The following is a 10,706-nucleotide window of genomic DNA, read 5'->3' on the forward strand; positions in this document are numbered from 1 at the left end:
GGGACGCGCAGGCTGTTCTTGGGCGTCTTTTCGAGCATGCGCTGGCCGGGGCCGGGCGGGTTGCCGGCGCGGTCGCGCAGGGCGGCGGCGAAGCGGGATTTGAGCTCGGCGAGCGTATCGGGCGCGATATCGGCCGCGGTTAGCCGGTTCGAATGCCAGCCCTTCGCGGCAGGATGGAACGCGCGGATGCCTTCGATCGCGCCGTGGCTTTCGTTCCCGATCGTCACCAGCGAGGGCGAGAGGGCGAGCGTCTGGAACAGCAGGGTCGAGCCCGAGCGCGGCGGGCTGACGATGAACACCGGGCGCTCGAGCGGGCCGGTGGTCACCGGGCGATGCCGGCTGCCGGGCGCGCCTGTTCGGGGCGCTCGGCCGCCATCAGGAACACGATCTGCCTGAGGCAGTAGAGCAGCGGCAGGCCGTTGGTCAGCCGGACCTGGTCGGCGCCGAGCGCGGCAAGGTCGTCGCGCGCGGCGGTGACCAGCGCGAGATAGGCCGGGATGCGCGCGCGATCTTCGCCCGACACCGCCCATTCGGCGGTCCAGGCGTCGAGCAGGCGGCTGAGGCGCTGGCGGATCGGCTCGAGCGCGGGCGCGGGCGGGCAATGGTCGAGCAGGAACTCGACATGGCAGCGCAGCTCCCATGGCGACATCACCGTCGGGGCATTGTACCGCTCGTAGCGCGGGGTGTGGTCGCTGCGCCCGTCGGGCGCGACGAATTCGGGCTCGGCTGCGTCGCCGCCCGGAGCCTGCGCCCGGTCGAGCAATTCGTGGAGCCGCCCGCCGCCGACCGTGTCGAGCACCAGGTGGATGCGCTTGGCCTCGCCGCCGTTGCGGACGTCGTGCAGCAGGAAGGAATTGAACATCCAGCATTCGCCCGGCGCCATGTGGACGCTCTCGCCGCCGCAGGTGAAGATCACCCCGGGATTGGTCAGGACCGGGATATGCAGCCGCCAGTGGTTGCGCCAATGGTAATGCGCATCGACATGCGGGTCGACCGTTGCGCCGGGCCCAAGCCCCATAAAGCGGCTGCGGCTCCAGCTGCAGCCGAGCGTCGCCATGACCTGGCGGATATAGGGCGAGGCTTCGAGATATGCGGTCGGCCCCATCGCCCCGATCCGGCCCTGCTCGAGCCGCCCGCCGGGGGAGACGAGGAACACCGCATCGTTGCCGGGATAGTCGTCGGGATGGTTGGCCCACGCCTCGCTGGGCAATGCCGCGGCCTCGGCCGCGAGCGCTTCGGCGCTGAAGCGGATCGGCAGGCGGGCGAAGGGTCTCTCGAGCTGCATAGGGATCGCGTCCTGCGGGCGGTCATGCCCGCGCGGCCGGGGGATGGCAAGGAAGGCCGGTCCCGAATTGCTGACATGCCTGCCTGATACCAAATCGGACTCGCTCCCGCACCGAAGCGGTGGCATCATGCCGATTCTCGAAAATTGGGGGACTCGCTGATGCCCGGACCGGCCTTGCAGATCGCTGGTGCCTTTGCCTTCGCCTCGCTGGTGCTGGGCGGGGTGGCGGTGCAGGCGCAGGGCACGCGCGACGCCGTTTCCCAAAGGGATTCCGAGCGGCTGGCCGAACTGGTCAACGATTACCGGGCGCAGAAGGGCCTGCCGCGCATTCCGATTTCGCCTTCGCTCACCCGGGTCGCCGCGGCCCATGTCAATGACATGGCGAACCAGCCCAATGGCGGGCTCGATATGCTCAAGGCGACCGATCCCGTGAGCGGCGAGCCGTGCAGCCCGCACAGCTGGTCCGACCAGGGCGCGTGGAACCCCGTCTGCTATACGCCCGACAATCGCTATGCCCAGAACATGTGGGACAAGCCGAGCGAGATCACCGAAGGCGCCTATTTCGATTACGGGTTCGAGATTGCCTATTGGCACGAGGTCGACGCCAAGCCGCAGGCCGCGCTCGACTGGTGGAAGAAGAGTTCGATGCACAACGGCGTGATCGTCGAGACCGGGCAATGGGAAGGCAGCAATTTCCAGGCGATGGGTGTCGCGGTGGGCGGCAAGTTTGCCTTTGTCTGGTTCGGGCGGTCCCCGGACACGGCGGAGCAGTAACGGTGCTGGGTGTGCTGTTCCTGGCAACGGTTACAGCCCACGGCCTGCCGCTGAAAGAACCCGGCTGCAAATATCTCGCCCGCTCCGGCGACAGGATGGTGATGCACAAGGATCGCGACCTCGTGGTCTTGCCGCTGTCCGAGAGCGACGCGGCGTTCGAGGCGGAACTGCCGAAGGACGCCAAGGTGATGTGCCTCAGGACCGGGATTGTCCCTGCTCCCGGCGACTGGAAAGTTCTCGCTGCGGGTTACACTTTCTACATCGCCGAGGACATCGCCCAGGGACGCACCGGCGTGCTCGATATGGCCGGCGGCCGCTTCCGTTTTCGCCTGCTCAAGGGCGAGCTGAGCGCGCAGGAAGCGGACCTGCTCGAAGCCCGGCTGGCGGCCTTCGCGGCGCGGATGGAGGGTTGACCGGCATGCGTGCGGCTGGCGTACTGCTCTGCCTTGCACTGGCGGGTTGCGGTCAGGCGGACGATTCCACCGTTCCCGGCGAGCTGGAAGACACGAGGCCCTTCTCGGTGATCGGCGAGAGCGAATCCGTGCGCTTCACCGGAACCGAACCGTTCTGGGGCGGCGAGGTCGCCGGGACCACGCTGGTCTATTCGACACCGGAGAATATCGACGGAACCACGATCGAGGTCGCGCGCTTTGCCGGACGCGGCGGGCTGACCTTCAGCGGCACCTACCAGGGCTCGAATTTCGACCTGCTGCTGACCGAAGGCGCCTGCAGCGACGGCATGTCCGACCGCACCTATCCGTTCGTTGCCACGCTCAGCCTGGGTGGCGAGGTCCGCAACGGCTGCGCCTGGTCCGACGAACATCCGTTCACCGGCCCGGAAAATCCGTGAGCTGCGCTTCGGGCTGCGATCAACCAGGCATCTATATTCCGCACGGCGGCGGCCCATGTTTCTTCATGCCCGATCCGAACGGAATCTGGACGGGGATGGCGGAATATCTGCGCTCGATCGCGGCGAGCCTGCCGGAACGGCCCAAGGCGATCCTGGTGGTTTCGGCCCATTGGGAGGAGCGCGGCTTTACCTTTACCGGCGCGGAAGCGCATCCCGGCCTGGTGTTCGACTATTACGGCTTCCCGCCGGATACCTACCGCCTTGCCTGGCCGGCTCCCGGCGCACCCTGGCTGGCGGAGCGCGGGATGGAGCTGTTGCAGCAAGCCGGGCTGCCGACCGGGATCGATGCGGCGCGCGGCTTCGACCACGGCGTGTTCGTGCCGATGAAGGTTGCCTTCCCCGAGGCCGGGATTCCCTGTGTCCAGCTGTCGCTGGTCACAGGGCTCGATCCCGCTCTCCATCTCGCAGCGGGCAGGGCGCTCGCACCGCTACGCAAGGAAGGCGTCCTGCTGATTGGCTCGGGCATGAGCTTCCATAATTTGCGTGCCTATGGTGACCCGCGAATTGAGGAGCCCTCGATTGCATTCGACAACTGGCTTGAAGCAGCAGCGACCGCGGACGCGAACGAGCGCATGGCTCTGCTCACCCGCTGGACCGACGCGCCCTTTGCGCGGCTCTGCCATCCGCGCGAGGAACATCTCGTCCCGCTGATGGTCACGGCAGGGGCCTCCGACGAAGCGGGCAGGCGCGATTATGGCGAGGTGGTGCTCAACGGAGCGGTTTCGGCCTTCCGCTTCGCCTGAGTTGCTACTCCATCAATTCCAGCGGTTGCGGCAGCTTGGCCATCAGCTCGTCGGAAAACTCGCCGGCGATATGGAAGAACGCCAGCCGCGCGACCGTGTCGGAGCGGTTCTCCCAGGCATGGTCGGTGCTGCGCTGGACGACCACTTCACCGGGGCCGAGGACCAGTTCCTCGTCGCTCAGACGGAGCACGATCTCGCCGCTGACGACCATCGCGTAATCGAGCGTGCGGGTGCGATGCATCACCGTCTTCTTGCCGCCCAGGCGAGGCGGGTAGATGTCGATGATCCGGATCAGGTGCCCGGCGGCGGGCATGATCGTGAAGCTGCGATCGTTCGGCTCGCGGGCGGGTTCCGAAGTGAGGATCGGGACGGTCTCGATTGTGCTCCACATTTCGATGAAATCGGCGCCGATCGCAGCGCCGGCCAAGGTATGGTTCTGCGGCGGAACTCCATCCGACAGCACGATCGATCTGCCGTTGGCGTCATGCCCCGTAACCACGCGCCGTGCCGTTGCTGTCATCCCCCGTTCACTCCCTTTGTGCTTTTGCTGCCGACAGGATAGGCGCTGGCCTGTGGTAGGCAAACTGGTGGCGCCGGATTTGAGGTTGGAGTTAAACCATGCGCGGAACGATCGGGGCGACAATGATCCTGCTGGCTGGATATTCATTCGCACCGCTCGCGGCGCAGGATGAACCGCCGGCGCTGGCCGAGTATGAAGCGCCCGATTTTTCGAGCGTGACCGGCGAGGAGGATGTCGCCACGCTGGTCGAAGCCGGCGAACTGGTTCGGGTCATGATGGTCCCGCTTGCTTTCGGCGGGACCGACAGCGCGCTCAACACCGCCTATCTCCCGCCGCAGGCGGCGGCGGAGTGGCAATTGATCGAGGAAACCATGGTCGAGCTGGCCGAGACCGGCATCATGCAGAGCTTCGAACTGCTGCCCGAATATCGCGGCGAAAGCCTCGTACCCACGCGGCTGGTGGTCCATGCCAATCATCTCGACCAAGGCGAGCCGTTCGACCTGACGGTCGAGGTGTGGTGAAATGTATGAGCTCCAGCGAAGGCAGGAGCCTCTGGCCTGAGGTCCCTGCTTTCGCAGGGACTCGGGATTGGAGAATAGCCTAATCGGTCGCAGGCTCCCCCCACAGCCAGCGCAGGATATCGGGCAGGATCGCCCCGCCATGGCTGTCGCTATGCCCGCCGTCGCCCCAGACATGGGCCACTTCGTAGCGCGGTCCGCTCTCGCCGCGCGCATCGGCGGCGCGATTGGCATATTCGAGGGCGGCGAGCATTTGCTGGTTGGCGAGGAACCAGTTGCCGTGCTGGTTGTCGAGATCGTTCGATCCGTCCTGCAGGAAGATCCTGAGCGGCCTGGGTGGCGATAGCCGGATCATTCGCGGATAGAGATCTCCGGCCGGGACCGGCGGGCCGAGCGGATCGGAATATTGCGCCGCGATCGAGGTGTAGCTCCCGATCATCGAGATGACGTTGCCGAAGGCCTCGGGATGCCGCCAGGCTACCGTGAAAGCGGCGATGGCTCCGCTCGAAGTGCCGCCGATCGCGCGTTGGGCCGGATTGTCGGAAAAGCTCCAATCCCTCGCAACCAGCGGCAGCATTTCCCCTATAATCAGCCGGGAATAATCGTCGTCGAGCTCGTCATATTCCTGCCAGCGATGGTCGGGGTTGTTCCACCCGAGTTCGGGAAAATGCTGGGACAGATTGCCGGGCGTAACGAACAATCCGATGGTCGGGGGGATATCTCCCTTGGCAATCAGATTGTCGAGCACGATCGGGACCCGCAAAACGCCGTCGGAGCGGACCGCGCGATGCCCGTCCTGGAACACCAGCAGGTTGGGCGGGTCGGCGGGGTCGTAACCGGCCGGAACATAGACCCAATATTGCCGCACCGTGCCTGCGAACACTTCGCTGTGGAATTCGAACGGTCCCCGCACTTCGCCATGCGCGATCCCTTCATGCGGCTGCGAATCCCCGGTCAGCGGATATTCGCCCGGCTGGCGTTCCTGTGCCTGCAACGGCATTCCGGCCAGGGTCATCGCGGCGAGGACGATCAGGGTTCTCGTCATTTGTCTTCCTTCCAAAGCCACGATTCCCTGATGAGCGCTATTTCGATCGATTCTTCGAGCGATGTCCAGCCGTGTTCGGCGATCACATCGTTCGATTCGCGGGCCCTGCGTCCCGGCTCGAGCGACCAGGTGATATGCCAGGTCGATCCGTCGGGCCGGCCGGTTGTGCCGCCGATCGCAACGACCAGCGCTTCGACCCCGCTTGCGTCATCCGCCCGGCCAACGATAAGTCCGCTGGCGATTTCGGGCATCGGCGCGTTGTCCGGCCCGGGTTTGAAAGTGACATGATCGGCGACGATCCGGGAGTAGCGCGGCGGGAAGCGGCCCAGCAAATCCTCGCGGGCGCCCTTCGATAGTTTCCAGCCTTCGATTTGTCGGGCCTCGTTCACTCTGCGCAGCCTAGAACAGGCCGGGCACTTCGCGCTGCACGGTGGTCGGACGCTCGGGCTGCAACAGGCCCGAGCCGCTCACTCCCTGGGTGGTTTTCAACCCGCCGGAGATGGCCGTGCAGGTCCCCGTTCGCAGCCAGTCGAGCGCGGTGGCGATCATGTCCTCCGAAGCGCTGCCCATGGGCGTGAAGATGTCGTCGATGGCCTGGCAGGTCCGGGGCATGGTCGTTGCAAGGCCGTTGTAATAGTCGCCCTCGTTGTCGGCGTTTTCGGTCCGGAATGCGACGACCCGCAGGCGATCGTCGCAGGCATCGAGATCGAACGCGAACTGGCCGACGGGCTTGCCATAGGTATTCTCGCCGATCAGCGCGACATTGTTGCCGAGGTAGGGCGGGATCGCATTTATCACCAGCTCGCTCGCCGAGGCGGTCGACCCGGTGCCGATAAAGGCGATCTTGGTCGCCGCGATGGCCTGCGACTGGCTGCCGATATTGTCGGTTTCGTTGAGCGAGGATTTCGAGCTTCGCAGGGTCGTGTAGCTGAACACCTGCCCGACCCGGTTGGCCAGCATCAGGTCGCCGAACAGTTCCGCGACCGAGACCAGCCCGCCGCCATTATAGCGCAAATCGACAATGACCTGGGTGATGCCCTGGTTCTTGAAGGTCTGGAATGCATCCCGCAGCTGGCTGCTTCCGGTCAACGAGGCAAAGGTCCGCAAATTGACGTAACCGACGGTTGTGCCGTTATTGTTGAAGGTCTCGACGCCGAAGCGCGGCGAGACCGGCTGGATATTGAAGTCGGCCTTCGCCAACGTGACGTCCATCTGCGCGCCGCCGAGATACTGGATCCGCAACACCCTAGTGGTTCCCGGCGTGTCGGGCCCGAGCGCATTGATCAAGGTCGAAACGCCACCGGAGGTCGCCGGCAGGCTGTTGACCAGCAGCATTGTCCCGCCCTGGGTTGAGACGCCGAGCAGTTCGTCGCCGCGATCGATATTCTGGCCGAGCGCCGGTGCGCCCTCGAGACTGTCGCTGACGAACACCCGAAGATTGCCGCCATCGTTGAAATACATCAGCCTGAAGCCGAAGCCGGCCGTCGCGCCCGAATTGATCAGGTCCTCCTCTTCCTGGATCGAGGTGACATAGGTGAAGAACCGGTCGCGGCCCTGCGCCCGCGCCGGCGCCACCAAGGCGTCGATATAGGATTGCAGGTCGCTGTAATTGGCCTTGTTGACGTTGGTCGCGAGGAGGTTGGGGAACAAATACCACTCGTCGAGCGTGTCGAAGGCGAAATCCTGCCGGTTGGAGAGTGAACAGGCGCCGGTGGTCGGCGGCGGGGTCGGAGTTGGAGTGCCGCCCGGGGGCGGCGTAGGGGTCGGCGTTGGCGCGTTGGACGTTGGAGACCCGCCGCCGGAACACGATGCCAACGCCGCGGCAAGGCAGAGCGACAGCGGCCAGCGTCCCGCGCGATTCATATCCTTCCCCTCATTGCTCCTTGATTGCGTTCGCGGAAGAAGAGGGCAACCCCGCTTGCGACGGACTTCGTCGCTATCCACAGCCTGTATGGCAGGCCGGCCCTTGTCGTGGTCCTGTCGGCTTGCCAAAGAAGGTTCCAGATTGCCGCCACCTGCCAGGGAAAGATCGAAATGACCGCTTCTGCCGGACATGCCAGCCTTGCCATCGCCCGCCTCGCGTCGCCGGAATTGCTCGGCGCCGAGGGATTCGAATTGAGTTCGGCGGCATTCGCGGACGGCGAGGAGCTCGATCCGAGCTTTACCGCTTATGAGGAGGATTCGGTCGCGCCGCCGCTCGAATGGTCGGCCCCGCCCGATGGCGCGCTGGAACTGGCGCTGGTCGTGCAATGCCCCGATACCGGGGCCTGCCACTGGCTGGTCTGGGGGCTGGCTCCGCAGCAGGGACAATTGCTGGAGGGCGAGATTCCTCCCCGCGTCGGCAAGAATGCGCTCGGCAACAGCGAATGGCTGCTGCCCAAGCCGCCGCTGGGCGAACGCCATGGCTACATGTTCCAGCTGTTCGCGCTCGACACGCCGCTCGACCTCTCGCCGGGCAGCACGCCGGACAAGGTATTCGATGCGATGGCAGGCCATGTCGTCGGCGTGGCGATGCTGACCGCGACCTTCGCGCCGGAGGACGAGGACGACGATTGGGACGATGTCGACATCGACGAGATCGATTTCGACGGGAACTGAGCGAAATTTCGCATCTCTGAAATCTTCAAATCGACGAAGAATCTGGCAGGATTTTCTGCTATCGATTAGGCATATTCGGATATTCGAAGGGATTCGGCTGCAGACGGGCGGCCTATCCCGGAATGGAAGAGGACCAAAATGGCCAGGATCGTCGGTGGCGTCGCCACCTCCCATACCCCCACCATTGCCTTCGCCAAGGACGCCGGAAAGTTCGACGATCCGGTGTGGAAGCCGATCTTCGAGGGTTACGAGCCGGTCCAGAAATGGTTCCGCGAAAAGCAGCCGGACGTGCTGGTCTATATCTACAACGACCACATGACCTCGTTCTTCGACCATTACAGCCATTTCGCGCTCGGCGTGGGCGAGGAATTCAAGGCCGCCGACGAAGGCGGCGGGCCGCGTGACATCCCGGCGATCAAGGGCGATCCCAAGTTCGCGGAACATGTCGCCCGGGTGATGGTCGCGAACGAATTCGACCTCAGCTATTTCCAGGGCAAGGGGCTCGACCACGGGGCGTTCAGCCCGCTCTCGGTGATGGTCGACTATGACGAGAACGGCTGGGCCTGCAAATTGCTGCCGGTGGTGTGCGGCGTGCTGACCGTACCGCTGCCCTCCGCCCGGCGGTTCTACAAATTCGGCAAATCGCTCCGCCAGGCGATCCTCTCCTATCCGGAAGACATCAAGGTCGCGATCGCCGGGACCGGCGGGCTCTCGCACCAGGTCCATGGCGAAGGCTGCGGCTTCAACAATCCCGAATGGGACATGGAATTCATGGAGCGGCTCGAGAAGGACCCCGAAAGCCTGCTCGACATGACCGTGGCCGAACTGGCCAGGCTGGGCGGCTGGGAAGGCGCCGAAGTGGTGATGTGGCTGATGATGCGCGGCGCGCTCTCGGCCGAGGTCGAAGCGACCCACAAGACCTATTTCCTGCCCTCGATGTGCCCGATCGCGACCATGATCCTCGAGGAAAGATCGGGCGATCCGCCGGTCGAGGATCCGGCGGTGACGCGCGCACGGGCCGATCGCGACTATGTCGGCGCCGAGGAAATGGAGGGCACCTATCCCTTCACCATCGAACGCTCGGTCAAGGGCTTCCGCCTCAACCACTTCCTCCATTCGCTGACCCGGCCGGAGATGCGCAAGCTGTTCCGCGAGGACGAGGAAGCCGCCTATGAAAAGGGCGGGCTGACCGAGGAAGAAAAGGACCTCGTCCGCCGCCGCGACTGGATCGGGATGATCCATTACGGGGTGATCTTCTTCATGCTCGAAAAGCTCGGCGCGGTCACCGGGATCGGCAATATCGATATCTATGCGGCGATGAAGGGGATGAGCGTTCCCGAATTCCAGAAGACCCGCAACGCGCAGATCAATTACGGCGTGGCCGGCAAGGAAGACTGAGGCGCAGCGTCAGAACCGTCCGCGGAAGCCCCGGAAGCCGCACGTCTCGCCGCGGCTGATCGCGATCGTCTTCCAGGCAAGCAGGGCGCCGTCTTCCATCTGCCGGGTTCCGAAGACGAAGGAATCGGCTGCGCCCGCCCTGCGCAACACGGAATCGGTCGCATTGGTGGTGTCGGGCTGTCCGCGCTCGGCGTAGCCTTCGACCGAGGCATGGACCTGTTCGGTCAGTTCCGCCGGGAAATAGAACTGGGTGACCAGCTGCAGATTGCGCGTGGTCGCTTCGCCGGCGTGCTCGGGCATCCGCGCCAGCAAATGGATGTGGAGCGCGCGGCTGCCATACCAGCCGGGAAAACAGCTGTCGAAAGTCACCCTGCCATCGGCATCCGAGATGGCGCGCCCGCGGCAGAAATAGCCCGCGATCGCATGCTCGTCGCCGGTGGTGCAGAAATCGCCGCCCTCGACGTCGTCGCCCGAATAGGTCCCGCGCCAATTGGTGTGCCAGATTTCGACTTCCGCGCCTGCGATCGGGGCGCAATCCTCCGCGCCGACCAGGCGGAAGGCCATCCGCGTCGGAATGCCCGGTTCGCCCTCGCTGATGTCCTGCCGCAGCGGCGCCTTGGGCGCCCAGCACGGCCCGAGGATCTGCTCGCAGGTGACCGAACACGCACGGTCCGCCAGCGTGAACGGATCGGGATAGGAAGCGGCATCGCGCATCGCCGCCGTGCCGCCAGTCGCCCAGCCGCCGGGATTGTTCGCCGCGCTCGCCGAATCGCGCGAGAGCAGGGCTCCGCCGGAAGCCAGGCCCGCCACCAGCAAGCCCGCACCGGCGCCCTTCAGCGCCGAGCGGCGGTCGATTCGGCTGGTCTCGTTCATGCGCATTCCGAAGGCGTAGCCCGTGGGGAGCTACGATCAAGC

The 10,706-nt window shown here is 65.0% G+C and carries 14 protein-coding genes; 7 read left to right on the forward strand and 7 right to left on the reverse strand.

Translation table 11 applies throughout. From position 1 onward, the window contains the following. The coding region (locus AC16XC_RS04340; protein ID WP_484033417.1) for a sulfotransferase at window positions 1–326 on the reverse strand (326 nt) is incomplete at its 3' end. Beyond that, entirely contained in the window at window positions 323–1,285 is a 963-nt protein-coding gene (locus AC16XC_RS04345) for an aspartyl/asparaginyl beta-hydroxylase domain-containing protein (RefSeq protein WP_484033418.1), read from the reverse strand. The genes AC16XC_RS04340 and AC16XC_RS04345, both read right to left, overlap by 4 nt. 159 nt (window positions 1,286–1,444) lie before the next feature. Between AC16XC_RS04345 and AC16XC_RS04350 the strand changes: the two genes are divergently transcribed. From AC16XC_RS04350 to AC16XC_RS04365, 4 genes are all read left to right on the forward strand, one after another. Next, window positions 1,445–2,059, forward strand: coding sequence for a CAP domain-containing protein (locus AC16XC_RS04350; RefSeq protein WP_484033419.1), 615 nt, complete (start codon window positions 1,445–1,447; stop codon window positions 2,057–2,059). 2 nt (window positions 2,060–2,061) lie between these two features. After that, on the forward strand, window positions 2,062–2,472 hold the full coding sequence (locus AC16XC_RS04355; RefSeq protein ID WP_484033420.1) for a hypothetical protein: 411 nt from the start codon (window positions 2,062–2,064) through the stop codon (window positions 2,470–2,472). Between the two features lie 5 nt (window positions 2,473–2,477). Next, window positions 2,478–2,909, forward strand: a complete 432-nt coding sequence (locus AC16XC_RS04360; RefSeq protein ID WP_484033421.1) for a COG3650 family protein — start codon at window positions 2,478–2,480, stop codon at window positions 2,907–2,909. 65 nt (window positions 2,910–2,974) lie between these two features. Then, window positions 2,975–3,712, forward strand: coding sequence for a DODA-type extradiol aromatic ring-opening family dioxygenase (locus tag AC16XC_RS04365; protein WP_484033422.1), 738 nt, complete (start codon window positions 2,975–2,977; stop codon window positions 3,710–3,712). A gap of 4 nt (window positions 3,713–3,716) precedes the next feature. On the opposite strand, the gene AC16XC_RS04370 is transcribed toward AC16XC_RS04365, so the two are convergent. After that, the gene (locus AC16XC_RS04370) at window positions 3,717–4,232 is read right to left on the reverse strand and encodes a cupin domain-containing protein (protein ID WP_484033423.1); all 516 of its coding nucleotides are present in this window, start codon (window positions 4,230–4,232) and stop codon (window positions 3,717–3,719) included. A 98-nt stretch (window positions 4,233–4,330) separates the two neighbouring features. Between AC16XC_RS04370 and AC16XC_RS04375 the strand changes: the two genes are divergently transcribed. Next, the gene (locus AC16XC_RS04375; protein ID WP_484033424.1) at window positions 4,331–4,753 is read left to right on the forward strand and encodes a hypothetical protein; all 423 of its coding nucleotides are present in this window, start codon (window positions 4,331–4,333) and stop codon (window positions 4,751–4,753) included. Between the two features lie 79 nt (window positions 4,754–4,832). Here AC16XC_RS04375 and AC16XC_RS04380 read toward each other — a convergent pair whose 3' ends face one another. From AC16XC_RS04380 to AC16XC_RS04390, 3 genes are read right to left on the reverse strand one after another with little or no spacing between them, the layout of a single operon-like run. Further along, the gene (locus AC16XC_RS04380; RefSeq protein WP_484033425.1) at window positions 4,833–5,795 is read right to left on the reverse strand and encodes an alpha/beta hydrolase; all 963 of its coding nucleotides are present in this window, start codon (window positions 5,793–5,795) and stop codon (window positions 4,833–4,835) included. Further along, entirely contained in the window at window positions 5,792–6,184 is a 393-nt protein-coding gene (locus AC16XC_RS04385) for a hypothetical protein (RefSeq protein ID WP_484033426.1), read from the reverse strand. Before AC16XC_RS04385 ends, AC16XC_RS04380 begins: the two co-directional genes overlap by 4 nt. 10 nt (window positions 6,185–6,194) lie before the next feature. Beyond that, entirely contained in the window at window positions 6,195–7,658 is a 1,464-nt protein-coding gene (locus AC16XC_RS04390) for a S41 family peptidase (RefSeq protein ID WP_484033427.1), read from the reverse strand. A 171-nt stretch (window positions 7,659–7,829) separates the two neighbouring features. Between AC16XC_RS04390 and AC16XC_RS04395 the strand changes: the two genes are divergently transcribed. Both AC16XC_RS04395 and AC16XC_RS04400 read left to right on the forward strand, forming a co-directional pair. Beyond that, window positions 7,830–8,393, forward strand: coding sequence for a YbhB/YbcL family Raf kinase inhibitor-like protein (locus tag AC16XC_RS04395; protein ID WP_484033428.1), 564 nt, complete (start codon window positions 7,830–7,832; stop codon window positions 8,391–8,393). Window positions 8,394–8,531: 138 nt separating this feature from the next. Continuing rightward, window positions 8,532–9,791 (forward strand): gallate dioxygenase, encoded by a 1,260-nt coding sequence (locus AC16XC_RS04400; RefSeq protein ID WP_484033429.1) that lies wholly within the window; start codon window positions 8,532–8,534, stop codon window positions 9,789–9,791. A 9-nt stretch (window positions 9,792–9,800) separates the two neighbouring features. Here AC16XC_RS04400 and AC16XC_RS04405 read toward each other — a convergent pair whose 3' ends face one another. After that, window positions 9,801–10,664 (reverse strand): dioxygenase family protein, encoded by an 864-nt coding sequence (locus AC16XC_RS04405; RefSeq protein WP_484033430.1) that lies wholly within the window; start codon window positions 10,662–10,664, stop codon window positions 9,801–9,803. Window positions 10,665–10,706: the final 42 nt, after the last annotated feature.

This window comes from Candidatus Andeanibacterium sp., assembly GCF_057143545.1.

Excerpts from the sequence above, each read along its gene's own strand:
- AC16XC_RS04345 (WP_484033418.1), bottom strand. The coding sequence starts at position 1,285 with ATGCAGCTCGAGAGACCCTTCGCCCGCCTGCCGATCCGCTTCAGCGCC.
- AC16XC_RS04350 (WP_484033419.1), top strand. The coding sequence starts at position 1,445 with ATGCCCGGACCGGCCTTGCAGATCGCTGGTGCCTTTGCCTTCGCCTCG.
- AC16XC_RS04360 (WP_484033421.1), top strand. The coding sequence starts at position 2,478 with ATGCGTGCGGCTGGCGTACTGCTCTGCCTTGCACTGGCGGGTTGCGGT.
- AC16XC_RS04365 (WP_484033422.1), top strand. The coding sequence starts at position 2,975 with ATGCCCGATCCGAACGGAATCTGGACGGGGATGGCGGAATATCTGCGC.
- AC16XC_RS04370 (WP_484033423.1), bottom strand. The coding sequence starts at position 4,232 with ATGACAGCAACGGCACGGCGCGTGGTTACGGGGCATGACGCCAACGGC.
- AC16XC_RS04375 (WP_484033424.1), top strand. The coding sequence starts at position 4,331 with ATGCGCGGAACGATCGGGGCGACAATGATCCTGCTGGCTGGATATTCA.
- AC16XC_RS04380 (WP_484033425.1), bottom strand. The coding sequence starts at position 5,795 with ATGACGAGAACCCTGATCGTCCTCGCCGCGATGACCCTGGCCGGAATG.
- AC16XC_RS04390 (WP_484033427.1), bottom strand. The coding sequence starts at position 7,658 with ATGAATCGCGCGGGACGCTGGCCGCTGTCGCTCTGCCTTGCCGCGGCG.
- AC16XC_RS04395 (WP_484033428.1), top strand. The coding sequence starts at position 7,830 with ATGACCGCTTCTGCCGGACATGCCAGCCTTGCCATCGCCCGCCTCGCG.
- AC16XC_RS04400 (WP_484033429.1), top strand. The coding sequence starts at position 8,532 with ATGGCCAGGATCGTCGGTGGCGTCGCCACCTCCCATACCCCCACCATT.
- AC16XC_RS04405 (WP_484033430.1), bottom strand. The coding sequence starts at position 10,664 with ATGAACGAGACCAGCCGAATCGACCGCCGCTCGGCGCTGAAGGGCGCC.